At 40.1% G+C, this 26,269-nt stretch carries 30 protein-coding genes; 27 read left to right on the forward strand and 3 right to left on the reverse strand.

What is annotated here, in order from left to right; genetic code table 11:
• The first annotated feature begins 225 nt into the window (after positions 1 to 225).
• Positions 226 to 1,503 (forward strand): Glu/Leu/Phe/Val family dehydrogenase, encoded by a 1,278-nt coding sequence (locus TV75_RS00010; RefSeq protein ID WP_044336274.1) that lies wholly within the window; start codon positions 226 to 228, stop codon positions 1,501 to 1,503.
• A 257-nt stretch (positions 1,504 to 1,760) separates the two neighbouring features.
• Entirely contained in the window at positions 1,761 to 2,726 is a 966-nt protein-coding gene (locus TV75_RS00015) for a YpdA family putative bacillithiol disulfide reductase (protein ID WP_044336276.1), read from the forward strand.
• Between the two features lie 75 nt (positions 2,727 to 2,801).
• Here the strand turns inward: TV75_RS00015 and TV75_RS00020 are convergent, their stop codons facing one another.
• A complete protein-coding gene (locus tag TV75_RS00020; RefSeq protein ID WP_044336278.1) occupies positions 2,802 to 3,779 on the reverse strand; it encodes an asparaginase in 978 nt (325 codons plus the stop codon).
• 87 nt (positions 3,780 to 3,866) lie between these two features.
• On the opposite strand from TV75_RS00020, the gene prsW reads away from it, so the two are divergent.
• On the forward strand, positions 3,867 to 4,553 hold the full coding sequence (gene prsW, locus TV75_RS00025) for a glutamic-type intramembrane protease PrsW (RefSeq protein WP_044336280.1): 687 nt from the start codon (positions 3,867 to 3,869) through the stop codon (positions 4,551 to 4,553).
• Positions 4,554 to 4,653: 100 nt separating this feature from the next.
• Here the strand turns inward: prsW and TV75_RS00030 are convergent, their stop codons facing one another.
• Positions 4,654 to 4,998: a hypothetical protein gene (locus tag TV75_RS00030; protein ID WP_044336282.1), complete on the reverse strand. Its 345-nt coding sequence runs from the start codon at positions 4,996 to 4,998 to the stop codon at positions 4,654 to 4,656.
• A 268-nt stretch (positions 4,999 to 5,266) separates the two neighbouring features.
• Between TV75_RS00030 and sleB the strand changes: the two genes are divergently transcribed.
• The 8 genes from sleB to fni all read left to right on the forward strand — a co-directional run bounded on the left by sleB (position 5,267) and on the right by fni (position 12,170).
• Positions 5,267 to 6,088 carry a spore cortex-lytic enzyme gene (gene sleB, locus TV75_RS00035; protein WP_253275476.1) on the forward strand — a complete coding sequence of 274 codons (822 nt, stop codon included), beginning with the start codon at positions 5,267 to 5,269 and terminating at the stop codon, positions 6,086 to 6,088.
• A gap of 14 nt (positions 6,089 to 6,102) precedes the next feature.
• Positions 6,103 to 7,449 carry a germination protein YpeB gene (gene ypeB / locus TV75_RS00040; protein WP_044336286.1) on the forward strand — a complete coding sequence of 449 codons (1,347 nt, stop codon included), beginning with the start codon at positions 6,103 to 6,105 and terminating at the stop codon, positions 7,447 to 7,449.
• A gap of 151 nt (positions 7,450 to 7,600) precedes the next feature.
• Positions 7,601 to 8,248 carry a flagellar brake protein gene (locus TV75_RS00045; RefSeq protein ID WP_044336288.1) on the forward strand — a complete coding sequence of 216 codons (648 nt, stop codon included), beginning with the start codon at positions 7,601 to 7,603 and terminating at the stop codon, positions 8,246 to 8,248.
• 48 nt (positions 8,249 to 8,296) lie between these two features.
• Positions 8,297 to 8,494: a YpfB family protein gene (locus TV75_RS00050; protein WP_253275446.1), complete on the forward strand. Its 198-nt coding sequence runs from the start codon at positions 8,297 to 8,299 to the stop codon at positions 8,492 to 8,494.
• A gap of 100 nt (positions 8,495 to 8,594) precedes the next feature.
• Positions 8,595 to 9,263, forward strand: coding sequence for a (d)CMP kinase (gene cmk, locus TV75_RS00055; RefSeq protein WP_044336290.1), 669 nt, complete (start codon positions 8,595 to 8,597; stop codon positions 9,261 to 9,263).
• A gap of 1 nt (position 9,264) precedes the next feature.
• Entirely contained in the window at positions 9,265 to 9,843 is a 579-nt protein-coding gene (locus TV75_RS00060; protein WP_044336292.1) for a lysophospholipid acyltransferase family protein, read from the forward strand.
• Positions 9,844 to 9,965: 122 nt separating this feature from the next.
• Positions 9,966 to 11,099 (forward strand): 30S ribosomal protein S1, encoded by a 1,134-nt coding sequence (gene rpsA / locus TV75_RS00065; RefSeq protein WP_044337917.1) that lies wholly within the window; start codon positions 9,966 to 9,968, stop codon positions 11,097 to 11,099.
• A 12-nt stretch (positions 11,100 to 11,111) separates the two neighbouring features.
• Positions 11,112 to 12,170, forward strand: coding sequence for a type 2 isopentenyl-diphosphate Delta-isomerase (gene fni, locus TV75_RS00070; RefSeq protein WP_044336295.1), 1,059 nt, complete (start codon positions 11,112 to 11,114; stop codon positions 12,168 to 12,170).
• 263 nt (positions 12,171 to 12,433) lie between these two features.
• On the opposite strand, the gene TV75_RS21280 is transcribed toward fni, so the two are convergent.
• On the reverse strand, positions 12,434 to 12,565 hold the full coding sequence (locus tag TV75_RS21280; protein ID WP_082051080.1) for a YpzI family protein: 132 nt from the start codon (positions 12,563 to 12,565) through the stop codon (positions 12,434 to 12,436).
• 106 nt (positions 12,566 to 12,671) lie between these two features.
• Here TV75_RS21280 and TV75_RS00075 point away from each other — a divergent pair, with 106 nt between their 5' ends.
• The 16 genes from TV75_RS00075 (at position 12,672) to TV75_RS00150 (ending at position 26,140) form a co-directional block, all read left to right on the forward strand.
• On the forward strand, positions 12,672 to 13,283 hold the full coding sequence (locus tag TV75_RS00075) for a YphA family membrane protein (RefSeq protein WP_044336297.1): 612 nt from the start codon (positions 12,672 to 12,674) through the stop codon (positions 13,281 to 13,283).
• Positions 13,280 to 14,170, forward strand: a complete 891-nt coding sequence (locus tag TV75_RS00080) for a YIEGIA family protein (RefSeq protein ID WP_044336300.1) — start codon at positions 13,280 to 13,282, stop codon at positions 14,168 to 14,170. The genes TV75_RS00075 and TV75_RS00080 overlap by 4 nt, the downstream gene beginning before the upstream one ends.
• A 1-nt stretch (position 14,171) precedes the next feature.
• Complete coding sequence (locus TV75_RS00085; RefSeq protein WP_044336302.1) at positions 14,172 to 14,363, forward strand: capping complex subunit for YIEGIA; 192 nt, start codon at positions 14,172 to 14,174, stop codon at positions 14,361 to 14,363.
• A gap of 169 nt (positions 14,364 to 14,532) precedes the next feature.
• The gene (gene der / locus TV75_RS00090; RefSeq protein ID WP_044336305.1) at positions 14,533 to 15,843 is read left to right on the forward strand and encodes a ribosome biogenesis GTPase Der; all 1,311 of its coding nucleotides are present in this window, start codon (positions 14,533 to 14,535) and stop codon (positions 15,841 to 15,843) included.
• A 16-nt stretch (positions 15,844 to 15,859) separates the two neighbouring features.
• A complete protein-coding gene (locus tag TV75_RS00095; RefSeq protein ID WP_044336307.1) occupies positions 15,860 to 16,906 on the forward strand; it encodes an NAD(P)H-dependent glycerol-3-phosphate dehydrogenase in 1,047 nt (348 codons plus the stop codon).
• Between the two features lie 389 nt (positions 16,907 to 17,295).
• Positions 17,296 to 17,496: a DUF2768 domain-containing protein gene (locus TV75_RS00100; RefSeq protein ID WP_044336309.1), complete on the forward strand. Its 201-nt coding sequence runs from the start codon at positions 17,296 to 17,298 to the stop codon at positions 17,494 to 17,496.
• A 31-nt stretch (positions 17,497 to 17,527) separates the two neighbouring features.
• The gene (locus TV75_RS00105) at positions 17,528 to 18,238 is read left to right on the forward strand and encodes a hypothetical protein (protein WP_253275447.1); all 711 of its coding nucleotides are present in this window, start codon (positions 17,528 to 17,530) and stop codon (positions 18,236 to 18,238) included.
• Positions 18,239 to 18,490: 252 nt separating this feature from the next.
• Positions 18,491 to 19,969: a stage IV sporulation protein A gene (gene spoIVA / locus TV75_RS00110; protein WP_044336311.1), complete on the forward strand. Its 1,479-nt coding sequence runs from the start codon at positions 18,491 to 18,493 to the stop codon at positions 19,967 to 19,969.
• Between the two features lie 690 nt (positions 19,970 to 20,659).
• Complete coding sequence (locus TV75_RS00115) at positions 20,660 to 20,932, forward strand: HU family DNA-binding protein (RefSeq protein WP_034758336.1); 273 nt, start codon at positions 20,660 to 20,662, stop codon at positions 20,930 to 20,932.
• A 223-nt stretch (positions 20,933 to 21,155) separates the two neighbouring features.
• Positions 21,156 to 21,722 (forward strand): GTP cyclohydrolase I FolE, encoded by a 567-nt coding sequence (gene folE, locus TV75_RS00120; protein WP_044336316.1) that lies wholly within the window; start codon positions 21,156 to 21,158, stop codon positions 21,720 to 21,722.
• 10 nt (positions 21,723 to 21,732) lie between these two features.
• A complete protein-coding gene (gene mtrB, locus TV75_RS00125) occupies positions 21,733 to 21,957 on the forward strand; it encodes a trp RNA-binding attenuation protein MtrB (protein WP_044336317.1) in 225 nt (74 codons plus the stop codon).
• Between the two features lie 196 nt (positions 21,958 to 22,153).
• Positions 22,154 to 22,987 (forward strand): heptaprenyl diphosphate synthase component 1, encoded by an 834-nt coding sequence (locus TV75_RS00130; RefSeq protein WP_044336319.1) that lies wholly within the window; start codon positions 22,154 to 22,156, stop codon positions 22,985 to 22,987.
• Positions 22,988 to 22,991: 4 nt separating this feature from the next.
• Complete coding sequence (locus TV75_RS00135; RefSeq protein ID WP_044336321.1) at positions 22,992 to 23,693, forward strand: demethylmenaquinone methyltransferase; 702 nt, start codon at positions 22,992 to 22,994, stop codon at positions 23,691 to 23,693.
• A 27-nt stretch (positions 23,694 to 23,720) separates the two neighbouring features.
• A complete protein-coding gene (gene hepT / locus TV75_RS00140) occupies positions 23,721 to 24,683 on the forward strand; it encodes a heptaprenyl diphosphate synthase component II (protein ID WP_044336323.1) in 963 nt (320 codons plus the stop codon).
• 102 nt (positions 24,684 to 24,785) lie between these two features.
• Positions 24,786 to 25,232 carry a nucleoside-diphosphate kinase gene (ndk, locus tag TV75_RS00145; protein ID WP_044336325.1) on the forward strand — a complete coding sequence of 149 codons (447 nt, stop codon included), beginning with the start codon at positions 24,786 to 24,788 and terminating at the stop codon, positions 25,230 to 25,232.
• Positions 25,233 to 25,366: 134 nt separating this feature from the next.
• Complete coding sequence (locus TV75_RS00150; protein ID WP_044336327.1) at positions 25,367 to 26,140, forward strand: CheR family methyltransferase; 774 nt, start codon at positions 25,367 to 25,369, stop codon at positions 26,138 to 26,140.
• The last annotated feature ends 129 nt before the right edge of the window (positions 26,141 to 26,269 follow it).

Raw genomic sequence — 26,269 nt, forward strand, 5'->3', positions numbered from 1 at the left:
TAAGTCAAACATGCCAAAAAGGCCAAAAACGCCTTTCCGGCATGTTCGCCTTATGCTTGTCGCCTCTGGGCAAGCCGCCTCCGCTTTTCGTTTATGATAGCGTTTTCAAAAAATGCTCTTTTTTTAATTTTCCTTCTTTGCAAGAGGAAATCAAACGTGTATACTATGTCATGAAAGCGGACGAGGATCCGTTAAACAGTGAAGGATACTGGGAGGTTTACATACATGGTAGCCGAAAAGGGGAAAGAAAATTACCAAACATCTGAACAACACGATGTACTGAAATCTACACAAACGGTTATTCATCTTGCACTTGATAAATTGGGGTATTCAGAAGAAGTATATGAATTGTTAAAAGAACCTGTACGTATGTTAACAGTTAAAATACCAGTCCGGATGGATGACGGGAAAGTAAAAGTTTTCACGGGATACCGTGCTCAACATAATGATGCAGTTGGACCGACAAAAGGGGGGATTCGTTTTCACCCAAATGTTACAGAAAAAGAAGTGAAAGCACTTTCTATATGGATGAGTTTGAAGTGTGGAATTGTTGACCTTCCGTACGGTGGGGGTAAAGGGGGAATCATTTGCGATCCCCGGGATATGTCATTTAGAGAATTAGAGCGGTTGAGTCGTGGTTATGTACGTGCGATCAGCCAAATTGTCGGGCCGTCTAAAGATATTCCAGCTCCTGATGTCTTCACTAATTCTCAAATCATGGCTTGGATGATGGATGAATACAGCCGAATAGATGAGTATAATTCTCCAGGGTTCATTACAGGGAAACCATTGGTGTTAGGAGGATCTCACGGTCGCGAAACGGCAACCGCAAAGGGCGTGACGATTTGTATCCATGAAGCAGCCAAGAAAAAGGGAATTAAGCTTGAAGGGGCAAGAGTCGTCGTGCAAGGCTTTGGTAATGCTGGAAGTTTCCTGGCAAAGTTTATGCATGATGCAGGTGCAAAAGTGATTGGGATTTCTGATGCTTACGGTGGTCTTCATGATGAGGATGGCTTGGATATCGATTATTTGCTGGATCGTCGAGATAGCTTTGGAACGGTTACGAAACTATTCAATAATACGATTACAAATGAAGAACTATTAGAGCTTGATTGTGACATTCTCGTGCCTGCAGCAATTGAGAATCAGATTACAGAAAAGAATGCTCACAATATTCGGGCAAGCATTGTGGTAGAAGCTGCCAACGGCCCTACTACATTGGAAGCCACGAAAATCTTGACAGAGCGGGGAATCTTATTAGTGCCGGATGTCTTAGCATCATCAGGAGGAGTGACGGTTTCCTACTTTGAATGGGTACAAAATAATCAAGGATACTATTGGTCTGAAGAAGAAGTGGAAGAGAAGCTGGAAAAGATCCTAGTCAGCTCCTTTAATAATGTATATGAAACTTCGCAGTCCAGACGAGTCGATATGAGACTAGCGGCTTATATGGTAGGCGTTAGAAAAATGGCAGAAGCATGCCGATTCAGAGGTTGGATTTAATTTAAAGTACTGAGGGTGAGATGGACGCTATCTCATCCTTTTTTATTTGGCTTTTTTATTAAAGGTATTAAATAGTATTGTACGATAAATTTAGCTGTTATTAGAGATAATATTGAAGACAGGACTAAAAGATGCGAGTGCTTCCTTTTGACCTAAACACAATCTTATTCCATAATAATTGAGTAGAGAATATTTACATCTGAAGTGCACGAAAGTAAATCACCATTCAGATAGAGGAATTTAAGGAGTGTCTGAATTTGAAAATGGAAGAATGCATTATTGTTGGTGGGGGACCTTGTGGGTTGTCTGCAGCTATTAGTTTAAAAGAAAAAGGAATCAATCCTTTAATCATTGAAAAAGGGAATATCGTGAATGCCATTTACCACTATCCCACTCATCAAACCTTTTTCTCATCAAGTGAGAAGCTTGAAATCGGTGACGTTCCTTTCGTTATCGAAGAACATAAACCAAGAAGAAATCAAGCACTCGTGTATTATCGTGAAGTGGCGAAACGGAAACAATTAAGAATCAACCGATTCGAGACTGTTCATAAAGTTGAAAAGCAAAATGACCGTTTCTCCGTTTACACTTCTAAGGGTAGGTATGAAAGTAAGTCGATTGTCATTGCGACCGGCTACTATGATCATCCTAATTATTTAGAGATTCCAGGAGAAAAATTACAGAAGGTGTTTCATTATTTTAAAGAAGCGCATCCCTTTTTTGACACTGATGTGGCAGTGATCGGAGGGAAAAACTCAGCGGTCGATGCAGCACTTGAATTGAATAAAGCGGGAGCAAGAGTAACCGTACTTTACAGGGGAAGTGAGTACTCAAAGAGTGTGAAGCCTTGGATTCTCCCGAACTTTGATGCCCTTGTCAGGAATGGTGAAGTAACGATGGAATTCAACTCGTGTGTAGATGAGATTACGGAGGACTCTGTCATTTACAATGTAAAGGGGGAGAAAAAAGAAATCAAAAATGATTTTGTGTTTGCCATGACTGGTTATCACCCGGATCATACTTTCCTGACTAAAATGGGAATTGATATTGATAAGGAAACAGGAAGACCTGCCTATCATCCTGAAACGATGGAAACGAATGTAGAAGGTGTCTATATTGCAGGTGTCATCGCTGCAGGTAACAATGCGAATGAAATCTTTATTGAAAATGGCCGTTTGCATGGAGGATTAATCTCTAAATCCCTTATCCAAAAAGATATATGATGAAAAGAAAGAGGCTCTAAATGTGAGCCTCTTTCTTATATAATGGTTACTTTCTGACCGAACGGAGAGACAATGTTAATTCTTGAAAATCGTTTCTAATTCTTTGAGGTCATCGGTTTGGGAAAGAGCAACCATTAATTTTATTCTCGCCTTTTGCCCATTAAGACCATTTGAGAAGATAACCCCTTTTTCTTTCAGTTGTTTCCCCCCGCCTGAATAGCCGTATATATCCTGAACAATCCCATTAAAACATCTCGAAACCAGGACAACGGGAATATTTGCAGCTAACAGCCCATTGATTCCATTGACCGTATCAGGTGGGAGATTTCCTTGCCCCATTGCTTCAATCACCACCCCATCAAATTGTAAATCTTTTATGGCTATCAATAAGCCAGAGTCCATTCCTGCATAAGCCTTGATCAGCGTCACTCTCTTTGAAATGTCACAAACATGATAGTGTTCACTTGAAGTAGGCTGGTGATGAAAGAGAACGCCCCTTTTCGTCACAATGCCGATCGGGCCATACTGTGGGCTTTGAAAGGTAGATACATTGCTTGTATGAGTTTTAGTCACGTTTTTAGCCGAATGGATTTCGTCATTCAGAACGACCAGGACACCTTTGTTTTTTGACTTGTCATCAGCTGCTACCCTAATGGATGAAATAAGGTTATATAACCCGTCCGCTCCAATCTCATTACTTGATCTCATTGCTCCTGTCACGACAAGGGATACTGGAAGAGAAAGGGTCAAATCCAGGAAGTAGGAAGTTTCTTCGAGCGTATCTGTTCCGTGGGTAATGACGACTCCGTCAAATGATTTTTCCCTATATTTTGATTCGATTATCTCTTTTAATTGTTGCATATGCGCCGGTGTTATATGGGGGGAAGGTAAGTGAAATGCTTCAACGACTGTTAAATTTGCTAAATTCGATACGATGGACGTTTGTACTGAAAGAGGGTTTTCCTTCCCCGGAATTACCGCACCAGTATGTTCGTCCTCCATCATGGAGATCGTACCGCCTGTATGTATGACCAAAATATCTTTCTTCATCATTCATTCCTCCAACCAAATAAATTCCTATTTCCATTACTACATTATCATGATACGATTAAGAAAACCGAAAGAAAAGAGGACTTTTTTATGCTGGTGATTTTATCAGCGGGTATAGCACCAGGATTAGCATTGCTAAGTTACTTTTATTTACGGGATGAATATGAGGCGGAACCTGTTACGCTAGTGTTCAAAACCTTTATGTATGGGGCCCTTATTACTTTTCCTATTATGTTTTTACAATATGTTTTAGAAGTTGAAGGGATAATTGCTTCAACCTGGTCGACGGCATTTATTTCTTCCGGTCTCTTTGAAGAATTCTTTAAATGGTTTATATTGATGTTTGCAATCTTCCAACATGTTGATTTTAACGAGCCTTATGATGGAATTATCTATGGTGCAAGTGTGTCACTTGGATTTGCTACTGTTGAGAATATTTTGTATTTGGTTGCAAACGGTGTAGAGCATGCGTTTGGAAGGGCGATCCTGCCGGTTTCGAGTCATGCGTTGTTCGGTGTCATTATGGGATATTACTTAGGGAAAGCAAAGTTCTCCTCGAGTGAAGAAAGACATAAGTGGCTTTTTATTGCGATTTTTGTGCCCATCCTGTTACACGGAACATATAATTACATCTTTTTATCCGAGAAAAACTGGGTCTATTATATGGTCCCATTTATGTTTTTCTTATGGTGGCTGGGTTTGAAGAAAGTGAAAAGTGCTCATCGATTAACAGAAAAGAAATATACGGGTACTGAAGTCGAGAAAGAAATTATTTAAGAGACGCTTTCTATTTGAAGCGTCTCTTTTGCATTTTCAGATACCCTTATTCCCGGCAAAAAAGAACCGCCCTTTTGCTGGAGGCGGTCCTGTATACTATTTATTTGTAAGCAGCTGCCAGGTCGGTTTTTGGTGCTTCTTTCCGTTTCACTTCCTCAATTTTATTCACAAACATTTGAAACACTTTTCTTTTTTCATCCAATTCACGTATGTATTCCTTTAGTTCATTGTACTTTTCTTCAAAAGGCTTATGATACATTTCCCTGATATTATCAATGATTTCCTCATTCACTGTTGATTGAATGACTTGCTTTGTAATGCCGTATTTATATGAATACACCTTCAGTTCCTTCTTTATCTCTTCGTAGTCAGTATTAATCTGATCCAACACCTCTGAAATATCTTCTTTCCACTCATCTAATGATTTTGCTAAATAATCTTCCATCATGACCTCCCCCTTCGATTTGTTTGAAGTAATCCTTTTTCCATTATAACTCCGATTGTTTACATGGCTTTTGCTGGCACATTACAGAGTCTTATCAAAGTGCTTGCAGCCCAAGATCGAAATGCATCCGCATTTAGACTTGCTAATTTTTATTATTCACTTGTATAAAATGGGAGCCTCTACAAAAACTAGAGTTAATGTTAATTGAAGATATGGAGGTTAAAGCATTATGAATAGTCGCTTCAAATTGATTTCTACTTCAGTCGTCATGGTGCTTATGTGTTCTCTTTTTATGATTTCATCTGAAGGAGAGAAGGCAGACGCTTTTTCTAATCAAGTAATCCAACATGGCGCAACAGGTGAGGATGTAATCGAGCTGCAATCCAGACTTCAATATATCGGATACTATAACGGTGATATTGATGGAGTATTTGGGTGGGGCACATATTGGGCTCTAAGAAACTTTCAATATGAGTTCGGACTTCCCATTGATGGTTTGGCAGGACCGAAAACGAAACAAAAACTGGTGAAAGCATCAAAGTATAACAAGCAATTTGTAAAAAAACAAATTGAAAAAGGCAACAATTTCAGCCACTATGGCGGAACAGATTTAAATAAACAAAAAGGTCCTGAAGGCGGGAAATCCGGTGGGAAAGCAGCTCCTCAAAAGAAGCCGGCTCCAAAACCGACACCAACCCCATCCAAGCCAACTGCAGTGAATACGCCTAATGGATTTTCACAAAACGACATTCAATTGATGGCAAATGCCGTATATGGAGAAGCTCGTGGTGAACCGTATGAGGGACAAGTTGCAGTAGCTGCAGTGATTCTCAATCGAATCGACAGCTCAGCATTCCCGAACACAGCTGCGGGGGTTATCTTTGAGCCTGGTGCCTTTACAGCCGTAGCAGATGGACAAATATGGTTGACTCCAAATGAACAAGCGAAAGAAGCGGTTTTAGATGCCATAAACGGCTGGGACCCTTCTTCAAGTGCTCTCTATTACTTTAACCCTGTGACAGCAACAAGCAAGTGGATATGGTCACGACCACAAATCAAGAAAATTGGAAAGCACATATTCTGTAGTTAAAGAGGTGAATTAAATTGCTACGTGTCATTCTTATTACGGTGCTCGTCCTTGGTGTTGCAGGAACCGCTTTCTGGGGTTATCAAGAGCATCAGGAAAAAAATGCGATATTAATCAATGCTGAAAACAACTATCAAAGAGCGTTTCATGAGTTAACTTATCAAGTGGATCTGCTTCACGATAAAATCGGTTCGACTCTTGCGATGAATTCAAGGAAATCATTATCTCCGGCTCTCGCCGATGTGTGGAGGTTAACTTCACAGGCACACAGCGATGTAGGGCAGCTTCCGTTAACACTTCTGCCTTTTAATAAAACAGAAGAGTTCCTGAGTAATATTGGAGATTTCAGCTACCGAGTAGCAGTGAGGGATTTAGACAAGAATCCATTAACGGATAAAGAGTATAAATCGCTTGAAAATTTATATGAGCAAAGTGCAGATATTCAGAATCAGTTAAGAAAGGTTCAACATCTGGTTATGGAGAACAATCTGAGATGGATGGATGTAGAGCTTGCTTTGGCGTCAGGAAATGAACAGGCTGATAACACCATTATCGATGGTTTTAAAACCGTTGAGAAAAATGTTTCCGGATATGATGAAGCAAACTTTGGTTCTACAACATTTGTGAATACTGAGAAGAAAGACCAAAATTTTCAGAAGATTAAAGGGAAAGAGATTTCAAAGAACGAGGCTGTTTCAATCTTAAGAAAATATTCCGGGATAAGTGAAAAGGTTGATGCAAAAGTAACAAAGAGCGGAAAAGGCTCGGACTATAAATTTTATAGTGTTACGGTTGAAAAAGGTAAAACCCATGCAAGTATGGATATTACTCAAAAAGGTGGATATCCAATCTGGTATATCAACAATCGGGAAGTCCAGGAAGCAAAAATCAGCTTAAATAAAGCGGCAGAGAAAGCGACTGCCTTCCTGAAGGATAACGACTTTCAAAAATTAGAACTATTTGAAAGTGCACAGTATGACAACATTGGTATTTTCACCTATGTGACAGTATTGGACGGTGTAAGGATATATCCGGACTCTGTTAAAATTAAAGTAGCATTGGATAATGGACAAATCGTCGGTTTTGCTGCAGAAGAATACTTGAAGAATAATCATGACAGAGAAATCGGACAACCGTCCATTACACAAGCAGAAGCTAAAGAAACGACAAACCCTAATCTAAAAGTAATGGAAGAGCGCAAAGCGGTAATTGTGAATGATCTTAATGAAGAAGTGCTCTGCTACGAATTCTTAGGTATGCTGGGTAAAGATACCTTTAGAATATTTATCAATGCAAACACAGGAGAAGAAGAAAAAGTAGAGAAGCTCAGAAAAGCAGAACCGATTTATGAAGAAGTCGTCTAGACTTTTAAAGGGACGGACCTCAGATATTGAGGTCCGTCCCTATTCTTTAGATGTGGAAAAATTCAGAATAGAGATTAAAAAAGGTATGGAAAGGTGAGGAATGTCATGCCATAATATAGGTACACAAAACGGGAAGTAGGAGTATTTTACTATGATAAAAGTAGGTGCAACGTTGCAGTTGGAACCCATACATAATGATAGCTTTGAACGGTATAGGTGCCGGGTCGTTGAGATAGGGGAAGAAGGGCTCTTTATCGATTACCCTATTCATACGAAAACAGAGAAAGCCGTCTTCTTAATAGATGGTACACAACTTAAAGCAAGTTTCATCGTTCATGAACAGACGGTACTTATGTTTGAAACAGAAGTGAAGGGTCGCAAACTATCGAAAATACCCATGATCCACATTCATTATCCAGGTGAGGAAGGTTTAGAAAAGGTCCAAAGAAGACAGTTTGTGCGAGTAGAAGCGAACACAGATATTTCAATAAAAATAAAGGAGAATTATTTTCCTACGATTACAGAGGATATAAGTGCAGGAGGATGCGCGGTATTGGTGAGAGAGGAAATGGACCTGAAAAGTGGTTCTAACATATCAACTACCATCGTTTTACCTATGCAAACGGGTGAAAACCAGTATGTAGAAATAGAAGGGAAAGTAATCCGCGTCTGGGAAAAAGGTCACAAAAAAGTTGCAAGTATTGAATTTGTACATTTAACAGAAAATCAACGTCAGCTTATTTTAAGATATTGTTTTGAAAGACAGTTAAATTTAAGAAAAAAAGGGTTACTTGAATAAAATTCCACAATATACACATACTTTTTCTATAATTACAATAGGAAAAGGGTGATTACAATTAAATCCGTTGAGCGAATATTAATCAAGTTAGTCATTATTCATTTCATTTTATTAATAGCGGTACAATTTGTCATCCATGAATTAAATATCCTTCCTGAGCTCAATAAGATCGTTTTTTATGAAGGCGTCGAAAAAATGGAGTACAGCGAAATAGTCGAAACCTTATCCGGTAAAGCAGGTAATTGATTGCCTGCTCTTTTTTTTGAATAAAGATTCTTTCAACGTGGTGTGAGATTTATGTTAAAATAGGTTAGAAAATTATTAGGAAATTAAGTAGGTGGATTAGTTGAAGAAATTAAGAATTGCGATCGATGGTCCTGCAGCTGCAGGGAAAAGTACTGTGGCGAAAATTGTAGCAGGGAAATTATCTTATCTTTATATTGATACTGGGGCGATGTACCGCTCATTAACATATAAAGCTTTGAAACAGAATATAGACTTGCATGATGAAAATGAGTTGAAGGAAATATTAGCTCAAACACAAATCACGCTTGAACCGACTGAAGATGGTCAAATTGTATATGTAGACGGAGAAAATGTGACAGATGAAATTCGTCAAGCAGCCGTAACCAATTCTGTATCTCATGTGGCGGTTCACTCTCAAGTCAGAGAAGAGATGGTGAATAGACAGCAACAGTTAGCTGAACAGGGTGCTGTTGTAATGGATGGAAGAGATATCGGGACTCACGTAATTCCCGACGCTGAAATTAAAGTATTCCTATTAGCGAGTGTAGAAGAAAGAGCTCAAAGAAGACATGAAGAAAATGTATCGAAAGGATTTCCTTCTGATTTGAAGCAATTGAAAGAAGATATCGCTCGCCGTGACAAAATCGATTCAGAAAGAGAAGTGGCCCCTCTTAAGAAAGCGGATGACGCAATTGAAATAGACACAACTTCATTGTCCATTTCAGAAGTAGTGGATCAAATTATGATGTTAGTAGAAAGGAAAGGTTAATGTGAACTTGTATTCCTTTGCTAAAGGTCTCGTTAAATCGATTCTTACCCCTCTATATCGTATCGAAGTACAGGGGTTAGAGCATTTCCCTAAAGACGGGGGAGTCCTGTTATGTGCCAATCATATTGATAACTTAGATCCGCCGGTGGTAGGAATATCAGCTCCCAGACCTGTTTCGTTCATGGCTAAAGAGGAGCTTTTCAGTGTCCCGGTATTGGGTAAGCTATTACCTGATTTACGGGCATTCCCGGTGAAAAGGGGAATGAGTGACAGGGAAGCACTCCGGAAAGGTTTACAGGTTCTTAAACAAGGTGATGTTTTAGGACTGTTTCCAGAGGGTACTAGAAGTAAGACAGGGAAAATAGGTAAGGGATTGGCTGGAGCCGGATTCTTTGCTCTTCGTTCCGATGCTTACGTTGTACCATGTGCCATCATAGGACCATATAAACCCTTCAAGAAATTAAAAGTCGTTTTCGGGCCCCCCATTCCTATGGAAGGCATTCGCGAAGAGAGATTAAATGCAGAGAAAACGACTGAGATTATCATGCAGAATATTGAAAAACTCATACACGAGCATTAATAACATGAGCTTTCTCGCTTGACAAATAGTAGTATTTATTAGAAGTTAGTAGAAAGAATATTTTAAATTGTGAAGTCTCACAATTATCAAAATCTTTGCAGTCATGGATTAAGGAGGAGTACATAATGGAAGACATGAATGGAATTGAAGTGAAAAATCTTGAAATTGGTGAAAAAGTTAAAGGAACAGTCACTAAGGTTGAAGAGAAACAAGTCTTAGTTGACGTTCAAGATAGCAAAGTGGATGGCATCATTCCAATTAGTGAACTCTCAAGCCTTCATATCGAAAAAGCTTCTGATGTAGTCAGTGAAGGGGATGTACTTGAGTTAATCGTGACGAAAGTTGAAGAAGAACTTCTGGTTCTTTCTAAACGTAAAGTAGATGCTGAAAAAGCATGGGAAGAAATGAAAGTTCGCTTTGAGAATGGCGACGTCTTTGAAGCGGAAGTGAAGGATGTTGTAAAGGGCGGACTTGTAGTTGATCTTGGGGTCAGGGGTTTCGTTCCTGCATCATTAGTGGAAGATTATTATGTTGAGGATTTCTCGGACTATAAGGATAAAACTCTAACGTTCAAGATTGTGGAATTGGACCAGGAGAAAAATCGTCTAATCCTCTCACACCGTGCTGTTGTAGAAGCAGAAAAGCAGCAGCAGAAGAAACAGCTTCTTACGGATATTGAATCTGGTGCTGTCCTTGAGGGTACAGTTCAGCGTATTACAGATTTCGGAGCGTTCGTAGACATCGGTGGAGTAGACGGATTGGTCCATATTTCTCAGCTCTCCCATGAACACGTTGAAAAGCCTTCAGACGTAGTAACCGAGGGACAAAAAGTACAGGTGAAAGTATTAAGCGTCGATCGTGACAACGAACGTATTTCACTATCCATTAAAGAAACACTGCCTGGACCTTGGAGTGATATTTCTGAGAGAGCCCCTAAAGGCAGTGTCCTGGACGGAGTGGTTAAACGCTTAGTATCTTATGGAGCATTTGTAGAAGTGTTACCTGGTGTCGAAGGGCTTGTTCATATCTCTCAAATATCACACAAACACATCGGTACCCCACATGAAGTCCTTCAGGAAAATCAAGAAGTGAAAGTGAAGGTACTCGATGTTAACGAGAACGAGCAGCGCTTATCGTTAAGCATCAAGTCCCTTGAAGAAAAAGAGGAAGAAGTAACGGATTACGAAATGCCCGAAGAGAATACCGGTTTCCAATTGGGTGAAATGATTGGTGACAAATTAAAAGACCTTAAGTAATGGTGATGAATAGTGACGAGAGCTCAAAGAAAACAAGACCACATTAACTACGCTTTATCAACTGGTCAACAGCGCAGAACAGGTTTTGATGAAGTTGCTTTTGTCCACCAGGCCTTACCGAATATAGCAGTAGATGAAGTTCATCTACAAACACAAATTGGCGAACTTAATTGGAGTTCGCCAATTTTCATAAATGCTATGACAGGGGGCGGTGGAGAATCAACCTCTAAAATCAATGAAGAATTATCAATCCTTGCACGGGAAACCGGTCTGGCGATAGCTGTCGGTTCTCAAATGTCTGCCCTTAAAGACCCTTCTGAACGAAAGACATATGAAATCGTTCGCCATAATAATCCAAACGGAATCGTTTTTGGGAATTTAGGGAGCGAAGCAACTGTTCAACAGGCAAAAGATGCCGTGGAGATGATTAAAGCCGATGCCCTTCAGATCCACTTAAATGTCATACAGGAATTAACCATGCCTGAAGGTGACCGTGACTTCAGAGGCGCCTTGGAGAGAATACAGGAAATTGCTGGTGGTATTTCAGTACCTGTCATTGTGAAAGAGACGGGTTTTGGTATCAGTAAAGAGGCTGCGGAATCCTTGTCCCGCTCAAATATTTCAGCCATAGATGTTGGAGGCTTTGGAGGAACAAACTTCTCGAAAATCGAAAATCAACGACGAAAACGAATGTTGGATTTTTTCGATGATTGGGGGATTCCTACTGCCATAGCGATCGCTGAGAGCCATGCAACATCCTTGAAGCCGATTCTTGCTTCCGGGGGTGTCCAAAATAGTTTAGACATCGTCAAGTCTTTAGGTTTAGGGGCATCCGCTGTAGGGATGGCCGGAGTCATTCTCAAACAGCTTCTGGAATCCGGCCTAAAGGATACCATTGATGAAGTGAATCAGATTCATACGGATATTCGGTTTTTAATGTGTGCCCTTGGGTGCAGACGGATAGATGAACTCCACAGAGCACCGCTTATTTTGTCCGGTGATGTGTATCATTGGTTGGAAGTAAGAGGATTGAATCCTGGAGAATATAGTAATAGGACGTTTAATAAGTGAAAAGAACGAATTCTCCTTTGAGAATTCGTTCTTTTTTGTTGAATGAGTTGCGTTGCGTTTTGGATATTTTTGTAAAACGGCTGGATTATGCCATGATCCGGCTGGATTTTTGTTCAAAGCGGCCGGATTCCAGACCATTTCCGCTGGATTTTCATTTAAAACGGCCGAATTAAATAGAATTTCGGCTGGATTATTGTTTGCCCATGAAATTTCCAAGCCCAGTATGCTTGTCGCCTCTGACCAAGCCGCCTCCGCTTTTCGGGTTACCTCTGTTCTCTTTTGGCTTCTTCCGGTCCCTGCAGGCTGGTTGCTCCGTTGTAGTGCAGGCCCTGGTCCCGGTCTGATTCTACTCGTTTGCTTTGTTTTAGTTTCTTTTCTTGACGATCTTTACCCATCGTAAACACCTCCCTTTCTTATTTTTTCTTTGAAAAGTTGATTCATACATGAATGAGATACATAAAGATTTTCCATAATGTAGATAATAGGAGGGAGTGAGCGATTGTGGATGGGATCCTGTATTTATGGTTGCTTTGGGGAATTTGGATTTATACGACGTTTATGATGAAAAAGACACACCCATATCGTTTCCGTTATTCATTCATGTGTTTAGTGCTATTATGCCTGTTTCCTTATGGTGTGAAAGTAGGTTCTGTGGAGGTTGCAGCACCGGTTTTTATTATAAGTCTTATTTGTATACATTACTTAAGAATTTTCAGTTTGAGAGAGAAGTTATATATGCTTGTAGCCATTCTGACGATGGGGATGCTATATGCAGGCATAGGATTAGTCGCTATTTATGATCCTGTCCTTATGTTCATTGATCGAAACCTTATCATTGCTCTATCGCTTGCTTTCCTGGGTGTTCTTTTCTATAGCTCATCTTCATACATGCACCGGATGATCGCAATTGCCGGGAGCAGTATAGTAGGAGAGGTCTTTCTGAGCATTCCATTAAAGAAGGTAGGGTTTATGTATCCTATCGGTGGTCCTGTTTATCTGGATGTCTTGGCTATTTCTACTGGAATCCTTCTGACCATCAAGGTGTTTGATGAAATAAATCAGCTATTTAACGTCAAAGTACAAACAAACAAAGGGGAAATGAAAAATCTATGAATGAGTATGTGTATCCGGTCATCTTCGGAGTAGTAGTGGGGACATTAACCAGAATTTATATGCTGCGTACAGACTATCGCCAATATCCCACTTATTTGCATGGGAAGATTATACATATCGCTCTTGGATTTATTGCTGCTGGCTTAGGTACTATTGCGATTCCTGCTTTGCTTGAGGAGAACTTTACGGCCATTACCTTTTTGACCGTTGCTGCTTCCCAATTTCGGGACGTACGAAATATGGAGAGAAATACATTAACAGAATTAGATGCTTATGAACTTGTTCCGAGAGGGGCTACATACATCGAGGGAATCGCCATAGCCTTTGAAAGTCGTAATTACTTGGTTATTTTCACTTCTCTCTTAGCTACTATAGCCTTTATTGTGTTTAACTTCTATGTTGCACTTTTGATCAGTGCGATTTGTATGATCGCTTCTCATAAATTGATGGCTGGAGGCAGGTTGAAAGACATTGTAAACATCGAATATGTTAAGCCTCATTTCGATGGAGCAGGACTTTACGTTGATAATATTTATATCATGAATATCGGATTAAAGGTAAGGCAAGAAGAAATTTTAAGGTATGGAATGGGGTTTGTTCTTTCCCCAAAATCATTTGATGCCAGATCGACGATAGCAAATCTTGGTCAGAGGCAAGCGATTCTTCATGATATGTCTACTTCGTTGGGGATTTTTAAAGATTCAGGAACTCCTGCATTAACCCCCCTTGCTAAAAGGGATTTGGATGATGGACGAATAGGTGTATTCCTCCTTCCCCAGAGGAAAGATGTTGAAAAAGCGATTGCCATTCTGGGGCAGGTACCGACTTTGGAAAATGCGATCAGAATGCCGTCTGAATCAAAGGCAAATAAAGAAGGGGGAGATTAGAGTGAGTACATCTATCCAGAAGTTTATTCTCGCTACGGTTACGACATCCCCTGAAAAGGTTCCAAGTGGAACAAGCGTCTTTTATTGTAAAACAGATGAAGAATTGCAGAAAATCTGTGCGAATTTAGAGGCGATACTGGATGGCATTGCTCATGAACTGGATGAAGGGCTATTTATCATTGTAAAACATTGATTGCCAGTTTATTCTTTTATTGATAGAATAGTTAAGTTAGGGGGGGGACTGTCCCATAAGGAAACGAAACCTTAAGGGCCAGTCCTTCTTATGCATAGATTATGATTGAAATGGCTAAAAAGAGGAAATGTAAGAATAGGACAACCTTCTTACAGAAAGGGTGAATAACGTGACAAAACCAGTAGTAGCAATCGTAGGGCGTCCAAACGTTGGGAAGTCCACGATCTTTAATAGAATTGTTGGAGAACGAATATCCATTGTTGAAGATGTACCTGGTGTAACAAGAGACCGTATATATAGTTCTGCTGAGTGGCTGACGCATGAATTTAACATTATAGATACAGGCGGAATTGAACTCGGGAATGAACCATTCCTGGATCAAATCAGACAGCAGGCTGAAATCGCTATTGATGAAGCGGATGTGATCGTATTCTTGACGAATGGACGTGAAGGAGTAACAGCAGCGGATGAAATCGTAGCAAAAATCCTTTATCGTTCGAAGAAACCGGTCGTACTGGGCATTAATAAGATTGATAATCCTGAAATGAGAGAAATGATCTATGATTTTTACTCTTTAGGATTTGGCGAGCCGTATCCTATCTCAGGTTCACATGGACTTGGCTTGGGAGATCTTCTTGATGAAGTTGTGAAAAACTTCAAACATGAAGAAGAAGAGGATTATGCGGAAGATGTGATCAAATTTTCATTGATTGGACGTCCGAACGTTGGGAAATCTTCCTTAGTCAATGCTTTGCTAGGTGAAGAGCGTGTGATTGTGAGTAACGTTGCAGGGACTACAAGAGATGCGATTGATTCCTCCTATACCTATGATGGACAGGATTATGTAATCATTGATACCGCAGGCATGAGGAAAAAAGGTAAAGTATATGAAACCACTGAAAAGTACAGTGTGTTAAGAGCGCTCAGAGCAATCGAACGTTCCGATGTCGTCTTATCTGTCATTGATGGAGAAGAAGGGATTATCGAGCAAGATAAGAAAATTGCCGGGTATGCTCATGATGCAGGCCGTGCAGTCGTGATCGTAGTGAACAAATGGGACGCCGTAGATAAAGACGAGAAAACCATGAACAAATGGGAAAAGAACATACGCGAACATTTTCAATTCCTTGATTATGCTCCGATTGTTTTCCTGTCTGCCAAAACGAAGAGACGCATCCATACATTGCTTCCGATCATTAATATGGCGAGTGAAAATCACGCCCTGCGAGTGCAATCCAGCGTGTTGAATGAAGTGGTCATGGATGCAGTGGCAATGAACCCGACGCCAACAGACAATGGTAAAAGACTCCGGATCTACTATGCCACGCAAGTAGCTGTCAAACCGCCGACTTTTGTGGTATTTGTTAATGATCCTGAATTAATGCACTTCTCATACGAACGATTCTTGGAAAATAGAATCCGTGATGCATTTGGATTTGAAGGAACTCCTATTCGTATTATTGCTCGCGCAAGAAAATAATAAGGTGGGTGTAAAAATGAAAAGTTCAAAGACAATAACTGTTGTTGGCGCAGGAAGCTGGGGTACGGCTCTTGCTATGGTCCTGGCTGATAATGACTTGGAAGTAAGGTTATGGGGACACAAAAAAGAACAGATCGATGAAATTAATACTCATCATACCAACCAAAAGTACTTGAAAGAGGTTAACCTGCCAGAATCCATCAAAGGTTATTACGATCTTAAAGAGTCCTTAGATAGCGTTGATACCATCATCCTGGCTGTTCCAACGAAGGCGATTCGTGGAGTATTGGGGCAGATACAAGAGGTTCAGAGTGCACCACTAACCGTTGTCCATGTTAGTAAGGGAATTGAACCTGATTCCCTTCTAAGAATCTCAGAAATGATTGAAGATGAAATGGATCCCGCTAAATTACATACAGTGGTGGTACTGTCTGGACCTAGTCACGCAGAAGAAGTGAGTCTCAGACACCCAACGACTGTGACCGTTTCCTCTAAGGATATGAAGGCGGCTGAAGAGATTCAGGACTTATTTATGAACATGAATTTTCGTGTGTATACCAATCCGGATATGCTCGGGGTTGAAATTGGTGGGGCCCTAAAGAATATCATTGCCCTTGCAGCCGGAATTACAGACGGCTTAGGATATGGAGATAATGCAAAAGCTGCTCTTATTACGAGAGGACTCGCAGAAATAGCCCGTTTGGGAACTAAGATGGGAGCTAACCCATTAACGTTTTCTGGTTTAACAGGTATTGGTGATTTGATTGTTACGTGTACTAGTGTACACTCAAGAAACTGGAGGGCGGGAAACATGCTTGGTAAGGGTCATAACCTTGATGAGGTCCTGGACAATATGGGGATGGTCGTAGAAGGTGTACGGACAACCAAAGCGGCTCACCAGCTGGCAGAAAAGTACGAAGTGAATATGCCGATTACCAATGCTCTGTATGATGTGCTCTTTAATAAGGTAGAAGCGAAAGAAGCGGTTGACCATTTAATGGGTCGTGGTAAAACAAACGAAATGGAAGACCTTGTGAATATTCTCGGTGAGCGGTTAAATTAAGCTGATTTTCTTCCATAGGGCGCCCTTATCATACTTCAAGACTAATGATTTCAAAGAAGTGGACATTTCTTTCAAAAACGATGAATTAATCTTGGAATAATAGGCATTCGAGGATGCGAACCATGAACCTGTTGCATACACTGTGATGAATATATACAGCTTTGCCTATGGATGGGTAGGTCTCCCTTTGTTTAGAGCAGCTCATGTATTTTAACATCAATCGATGATGAAATGCATGAGAGGCTCTTTTTTTTGAAAAGTTCTCCTAAAGGAAGATGAGATGCAGGAAAAGTCTATCTATCGTTTGTAACAGATTGATGAACAACCATTCTTTTCTATTCCTTTGTAAAAATCTTATGATATAATACATTGGATAACAGGAGGGATGTATGTTGGATTCAATGATGAAGATGTGGATTTCGTTTGCATCTATGGGATTCATGTTTTTTGCCATATTAACGATTTATTTTAGCCGGTATAAAATTAAACAAAAATTCTTGCGTTTTATAACAGCATTCATGGCCTACATACTGATGATTGCTGGTGGACTCATGATGATCTATATAGTATTTAGTGGACCAACCAATTAGGTGGCTGCCCAATTGAAAGGACGTTTTTAGATTGAAGCGCTTAGGTTTAACTGCATTTCTTCTTGTTTTAACTATGAGTATTCTTTCTGGATGTTTGTACCCTGAAGAAGAGCTTAGTCAGAATCAGATTCCTTATGAAACACAGGTGAAAGCTGTACAAGATGCGGTCGAAACCTATCAGAAGGACAATGATGGGTTACTTCCGATTAAAACAAGAGACCAGGATACGCCCCTTTATCAGAAGTATCCGATTGATTTCAGAAAGCTTTCCCCTCAGTACTTGGCGGAGATTCCAGGGAATGCTTTTGAAAACGGTGGGATTTTTCAATATGTTTTGACTGACGTGGAGGAAGATCCTCAAGTCAAGATTTTTGACCTTAGGCTGGCGGAACAAATAAGAGAATTGAAAATCAGAATTGAAGCTCAAGGTTACCCGCCATTTAAAGAGGAAGTAGCGGGTAATGTGTACACATTAAATTATAAAGAACTGGGTTATGATGGTGAAGTGTATGTGAATAGCCCTTATTCAAACAAAAATCTTCCCCTTGTCATTAATGGTGATGGTGATATTTTTGTAGATTACTCAATGGACTTATTTGAAAAGATCGAAACCCATGATAAAGAACTTGAACCTGGTGTAGATATCCGGAATTTACTTGTCGAGGACACCTTTTTTGTTCCGGCGTATTCTTTACCCTATACGGTGGATGAAAATAACGAACCTGTCTTTATGACAAAATAGGCATAACCCTTTTCTTGCAAAATATATTGTAAGAGAAGGGTTATTATTTTTTATGTCATCCTTTTAGGGGAATTTCACCAAAACAAATGATCATAAATGCTCAGACATAATAAATTTTTATACTTTTAATCATAAGGAGGGAAAAAAAGCATATTAATAGTCATAAGTCATTAGGACAACATCATAAATATAGAATGTGAGACAGAATACACGGATGAAACATCCCTGGAATATAAGATGGGAGGGAATCTCTTGGAAAGAGTCGATCTATTTAAGGACATTGCCGAAAGAACAGGCGGAGATATCTATTTAGGTGTGGTAGGAGCAGTTAGAACAGGAAAATCAACATTCATTAAGAAATTCATGGAACTTGTAGTCCTTCCTAACATCGCCAGTGAATCAGAACGTGCAAGAGCGCAGGATGAACTACCTCAAAGCGCTGCAGGTAAGACCATCATGACTACAGAACCAAAGTTTGTTCCTAATCAAGCCATTTCCGTTCACGTGGATGAGGGGTTGGAAGTGAATGTGAGATTGGTAGATTGTGTGGGATATACGGTTCCGGGTGCAAAAGGATATGAGGATGAAAATGGACCCAGAATGATAAATACACCGTGGTATGAAGAGCCTATACCGTTCCATGAAGCGGCCGAAATCGGCACGCGTAAAGTCATTCAGGAACATTCCACGATCGGGGTTGTTGTAACAACGGATGGTTCCATCGGGGAAATCGGTAGAGGGGATTATATCGAAGCGGAAGAAAGAGTTATTGAGGAATTGAAAGAAGTAGGTAAACCATTCATCATGGTAATCAACTCGGCAAGGCCTCATGCTCCTGAGACAGAAGACCTAAGAGTGAAGCTTCAAGATAAGTACGATATCCCGGTACTCTCCATGAGTGTGGAAAGTATGAGAGACTCAGATGTCCTCAATGTGCTTAGAGAAGCACTATTTGAATTCCCGGTACTGGAAGTGAATGTGAACCTTCCAAGCTGGGTCATGGTTCTGAAAGAAGAGCATTGGCTCAGACAGAACTATCAGGAAGCCGTGAAAGAAACCGTTAAGGATATTAAACGCCTACGGGACGTAGATCGTGTTGTTCATTACTTCAGTGAATTTGATCATATTGAACGTGCAGGACTTGCTGGAATCGATATGGGTCAAGGGATTGCGGAAATCGACCTGTATGCTCCGGATGAGCTGTACGATGAAGTACTGAAGGAGATTGTCGGTGTGGAAATCCGTGGAAAGGATCACCTCCTTGAATTAATGCAGGATTTCGCCCATGCGAAAGCGGAATACGACCAGATTTCTGACGCATTAAGAATGGTGAAGCAGACTGGATATGGCATTGCTGCCCCGTCGTTAAATGATATGAGCCTGGATGAGCCGGAAATCATCAGGCAGGGCTCAAGGTTCGGAGTCAGCTTAAAAGCAGTGGCACCATCCATACACATGATTAAGGTGGATGTACAGTCTAAGTTCGAACCGATTATCGGAACAGAAAAGCAGAGCGAAGAACTGGTGCGCTACTTGATGCAAGACTTTGAAGATGACCCACTTTCCATCTGGAATTCTGATATCTTTGGAAGAAGCTTAAGCTCCATCGTGAGAGAAGGAATACAAGCGAAACTATCTTTAATGCCGGAAAATGCAAGATATAAACTGAAAGACACGCTCGAAAGAATCATAAATGAAGGATCGGGTGGATTAATCGCCATCATTCTATAAATCTTTTGGCCTTCCTTGGAAGGTCTTTTTTTGTGCGGGAAAATGAGTGTCTGAAAAGGTTTTGGGTGAAATAAAAGGAACGAAACAAAAGAAATTGGTTTTCTTATTTCTTTTATTCCCAAGCATGATTCCAATTTTTTTACCTTATTTGAGAGACTGGTTTTCGAAGTGAATATTTATAAATCCCCCCTGAGCTAACGGGTCGGAAATGACATGGAGATTAGCCTTCTAAATCGAAGGAAACCTTGATCTTAAGGGGTTTTTAGTGTGTGAATCCAAATTAAAAACCAATAGTTATATCGGTTCTTCCACAAATAAAAAACCTCATGGATGTTTAGAGGATAATCAGGTTGGGAAGTAAGATAGAGTACCTGAAGGATGAGGGTAATAGTTGCAGTCATTCGAAAGAAGTGATAGGTTGAATAGACGGCAAGAACAAAGGGCTCTACAGGGATTCTATTACATTTGTGTTTCATATAAGAAAAGATTCCCATTATTTCTTGATTTATTCTTGCTAAGGTCAATCTATTGTGATAATCTTTTAACAGAATTGTTGTTGAATATTGATTCAGCAACGTTTTCAAGCGTTTTTTCTACACTTTATGTATAGAATTCGCTAAACTTGTTTACTAATGATATTAAAGTAAATGAATCATGACTGAGACATTTCCTTGGGAGGAGGTGAATGGCATGAACAAGACAGAACTAATCAATGCTGTTGCAGAAGCTGCTGAGCTATCTAAGAAGGACGCTACAAAAGCGGTTGACGCTGTTTTCGATACAATTCAAAACTCACTTGCAAACGGTGATAAAGTACAATTAATCGGATTCGGTAACTTCGAAGTACGTGAGCGTGCAGCCCGTAAAGGTCGCAACCCACAAACAGGTGAAGAGATCGAAATCTCAGCAAGCAAAGTACCTGCTTTCAAACCAGGTAAAGCGCTTAAAGAAGCTGTAAAATAATTACATACTTTGAGCGTATCAGTAAGGCCGCATATTTATGCGGCCTTTTTTCATTTATAGTATGGTTTCTCCTAATTAAAAATATGTACGAAATAATATTCCATTATAGACTGTTTTATAATATTATAAAACTTCTAAAGCACTAGTCTTTGATGACATTATGGGCTTGTGCTAATATTAACAATGTTACTATTTCTTTAAGTTATTTTAGGAGGACAACATAATGGCACAAGTCAATCATGGCCAAATAGAAGATGCAGTTCGATTAATTTTAGAAGCTATTGGAGAGAATCCTAATAGAGAAGGTTTATTAGATACGCCTAAACGCGTGGCGAAGATGTATGCAGAAGTATTTTCCGGAATCGATCACGACCCGAAAGAATACTTTGAAACAATATTCAGTGAAGAGCATGAAGAGCTTGTGCTGGTGAAGGAAATTCCATTTTACTCAATGTGCGAACATCACCTGGTTCCGTTCTACGGGAAAGCTCATGTGGCGTATATTCCAAGAGACGGTCGAGTGGCGGGCTTAAGTAAATTGGCAAGAGCAGTTGAATCTGTAGCGAAACGTCCTCAGCTTCAAGAGAGAATCACTTCCACGGTGGCAGATACCATCATGGAAACCCTGGAGCCTCATGGAGCCATGGTAGTGGTTGAAGCAGAGCATATGTGCATGACAATGAGAGGCGTGAAGAAACCTGGTTCAAGTACAGTGACAACCGCTGTAAGAGGCTCGTTTAAAGAAAACGCTCAAGCACGCAGCGAAGTTCTTTCTTTTATAAAGAATTAGGAGTGAGCCAATGACGAATTCAAATGATTATATCGTGATTAAAGCGATTGAAGATGGTGTGAATGTGATTGGATTGACGAGGGGAACGGATACCCGGTTCCATCATTCAGAAAAGCTTGATAAAGGTGAAGTCATGATCGCTCAGTTTACGGATCATACCTCTGCGATTAAAGTTAGAGGGAAAGCAACCATCGTTACAAGCTACGGTGAAGTTGAAAGTGATAACAAGAAATAATACTCCGAGAATTTACGTTCCAAGGGAGATACAGGTGGGACTGACTAAGAAGATGTGAGCTTCGTAGTCGTCCCCTTTGTTATACTCAGGTTTATATAGGGACAAGTCCGATTCCCTATTGTTGAAGATTATATGATATAATATTTAATGCTGAAATTTTTAGACCGATACATAGTAGAAATGGGGATTAAAGGGTATGAAATTCATTGATTGTAACCATCAAGCGAATATCATTCATCAATACATAGAAGAGCAGTTACATCACTCTTATTTAAAGGAATACATCGATCAACCATACATTGATCGAGACCGAATTTATTTCCTGCTCCTTCCTTTTGTCAATGAGGGACGGACCTTGAATAAAGAAGTTGTACAATGGATTTCGACTGCCATGTTATTGCAGATAGCCCTTGATACCCATGAAAAGGTTACAATCTCTGAGCTTGATCCATTGAAGGAGAGACAGCTTACGGTTCTTGCAGGAGTATACTTTAGCAGCCTCTATTACAAAATCCTTGCTGACACAGATGATGTAGACCTTATCGCAACATTAGCAAAAGCGATTAAAGAGATTAACGAAAGCAAAATTTCCATCTACAAAGAGGAACATCAAAATCTTGATGAGCTAATGGCAAGCTTAAAGACAAGAGAATCAGCGATCGTTTCGAACTTCTTTCGTTTTTTTGAAGATGATAAATGGAGCATGCTTGTTGAAGAAGCCCTTCTATACAAGAAGCTTGTTCAAGAGAGAATTTGTATAGAGCATGCACAGGATACGAGCTTCTTAAAAGCGCTGTCGGCATTAACAATTGATTCAGGCAGCGAGACACCGTCTTTAAAGCTAACGAAGGAAGAGTCCAGACATTTGCTTTCAAAGCTGGATAAGTTAATCGGGTCAACGAAGAAAAACATTCAAACTCAGCTAGAGAAGATAGAACCGGTAACACCATACTTTAAAAAGCTGATTGTAGAGCTATTGCCTTATGCTGAGCCTCAACCTATGACGAAACTATATGCGGAAGAAGGGTAAACGAATGCAGCAGTCCAAAGAACAAAAAGTCCATGGAGTATTTGAAAAGATATACTCAAATTATGATAAGATGAATTCGGTAATTAGTTTCCAGCAACATAAAAAGTGGAGAAAAGACACCATGAAACATATGAATGTGGAGCCGGGCTCAAAGGCACTGGACGTTTGCTGTGGAACCGCGGATTGGACGTTAGCGATAGGGGAAAAAGTCGGTGAAACGGGACAGGTAGTGGGGCTGGATTTCAGTCAAAATATGCTCTCGATCGGCAGGGATAAAGTGGAACATTCCCACTTGAACAATATTGAGCTCATTCACGGCAATGCAATGGAGCTGCCATTTGAAGATAACACGTTTGATTATGTTACGATCGGCTTCGGTTTACGAAATGTCCCAGACTATCTCCATGTTTTGAAAGAAATGAATCGTGTGGTAAAGCCTGGTGGAATGGCTGTTTGTCTTGAAACCTCTCAACCAACCATGTTCGGATTCAAGCAGATGTATTACTTGTATTTTCGCTTTGTTATGCCGATGTTTGGAAAGATTTTTGCTAAGAGCTTTACTGAATATTCCTGGTTACAGGAATCGGCGAGGGATTTTCCGGGGATGAAAGAGCTTGCAAAGATGTTTGAAGAAGCAGGCTTTAAAGATATACACGTGAAACCCTATAGTGGCGGAGTGGCTGCTATGCATTCAGGCAGAAAGTAAGAAATTCGTAAATTAGGTGGAAAAACTATGAAGCTAAACAGGATGTATTCGTTTCTAAAAACGGATATAGATGAAATTGAAAAGGAACTTGAAGTTGCGATTGAGTCAGAATCACAACTATTACAAGAGGCGTCCCTTCACCTTCTACAAGCAGGTGGTAAAAGAATCCGACCTGTTTTCGTCTTGCTGTCTGCAAAATTCGGACAATATGATATAAACATTTTGAAAAATGTAGCAGTGGCTTTAGAGTTAATTCATATGGCATCCCTCGTTCATGATGACGTAATTGATGATGCAGAATTAAGAAGAGGAAAGCCGACGATTAAAGCTCAATGGGACAATCGTATCGCCATGTATACCGGGGATTACATCTTTGCACGTGCTCTCGAATATATGACGAATATTAAAGCACCTGAAGCGCACCAAATACTTTCTCGTACCATTGTTGAAGTGTGTAAGGGTGAAATCGCTCAAATAAAAGATAAATATCGATTTGATCAAAACCTGAGAGATTACCTGCTCAGAATCAAACGGAAAACGGCTCTGCTTATTGCTGTCAGCTGTCAGATAGGCGCTATTTCATCAGGTGCTCCAGCTGAAATCCATCGACGCCTCTTTCGCTTTGGTTATAATGTGGGAATGAGCTTTCAGATTACAGATGATATATTAGATCTTACAGCAAGTGAGGAAGAACTTGGAAAGCCTGCTGGGAGTGATCTATGGCAAGGTAATATCACCCTGCCGATTTTATATGCAATGGAAAATCCTAAACTGAAAACGAAGATCGAAAGAGTGACTGAATACACTTCTCCTGAAGAGATGAAAGAAATCATTTCGTCCATCTTAGCAACGGATGCGATAGATCGATCCCATCAGCTTAGTAGAATGTATTTGGACAGGGCGTTGGAAGATTTAAATCATCTCCCTTATAACCGTGTGAAGAAAACGTTGAAAAATATCGCAAACTATATCGGCAAGAGAAAATATTAAGAAAATTTAAAATGGAAACGTTGCCAAAAACCCCAATCAGTGTTACTATTTTCGTGGGATGTCCTTAGGACTTCTATACATACATATTTAGGAGTGGGGAAGATGGAAAAAACATTTTTAATGGTAAAGCCGGACGGCGTACAAAGAGGGTTAATCGGTGATATCGTATCACGTTTTGAAAAAAAGGGCTTTCAATTAGTAGGGGCAAAGCTAATGAGCATTTCAAATGAGCTTGCTGAAGAGCATTACGGTGAGCACAAGGAAAGACCATTCTTTGGAGAACTTGTTGACTTTATCACTTCCGGACCTGTATTTGCAATGGTTTGGCAGGGTGAAAACGTTATCACGACAGCTCGTGGAATGATGGGTGCAACAAACCCTAAGGATGCTGCCCTTGGTACAATCCGCGGTGATTACGGATTAACAGTCGGAAAGAATATTATTCACGGATCCGATTCAGCAGAAAGCGCAGTAAGAGAAATCGGATTATTCTTCAAAGAAGAGGAATTAGTTGAATATTCTAAGTTAATGAATGAGTGGGTTTATTAATCTTCGTATAATAACCAGTAGAGCAAGTCGTTTAAGACGACTTGCTTTTTTGCTTTTCGGTTTAACTTTCCACTTGAATGTTCGATATAGTTAATATAGATCCATACTTAAAAGGTGCAAAGAGAGTGAATCAGATGTCCAATGATTATTATGAATTCATACAGGGGATAAAACGCAAAACCGGTATTGATTTATCCCTTTACAAAGAAGCCCAAATGAAGCGTAGATTAACTGCCCTATATGAAAAGAGGGGATACGGGAGTTTTCAAGAGTTTTTCAGAAGCATGACCCGGGACAGAGAGGAAATGGAAGAGTTCCTGGATCGGATGACGATTAACGTTACAGAGTTCTACCGCAACTACACACGGTGGGAAGTACTTGAAAAGAAAATTTTACCCAGAATGTTACGTGAACAGAAAACCCCTAAAGTCTGGAGTGCAGCCTGTTCTACAGGGGAAGAGCCCTATACCCTTGCTATGATGCTATCAAAGTACATGCCCCTTTCTCAAATATGCATCAACGCTACAGACATCGATAAGAATGCGATTCAGCGAGCGAAGAACGGTATCTATCCTGAGCGATCACTAAATGAGGTCCCAAGAGAGATGAAAGCCCGATTTTTCACTCAGGAACCTCCCTTTTTTAAACTGAATGAAGAAATTAAGAGAACCGTTACATTCAAACAACAGAACCTTTTGGTTGACCCGTTTGAAGGGAACTATGACTTGATCGTTTGCAGAAATGTGTTAATTTATTTTACAGAAGAAGCAAAAAACATTTTATATAAAAAATTCAATGCTTCACTAAAAACTGGCGGCGTACTATTTGTAGGCAGTACAGAACAACTCTTTAATCCGTCTCAATATGGCTTTGAAACAGAAGACACATTCTTCTACAAAAAAATATAAAAACGACGATGTCAATCTGCATATAGTATACGGCTGAATGGTTCCTTAATGGTAACCATCCAGCTGATGCGTTCATATGTATTGGGTTCACATCGTTTTTTAATCTTAGGGAAAGAGATTGTTAGAAAA

This window comes from Rossellomorea aquimaris (genome assembly GCF_000935355.1).
GTDB lineage: Bacteria > Bacillota > Bacilli > Bacillales > Bacillaceae_B > Rossellomorea > Rossellomorea aquimaris_B.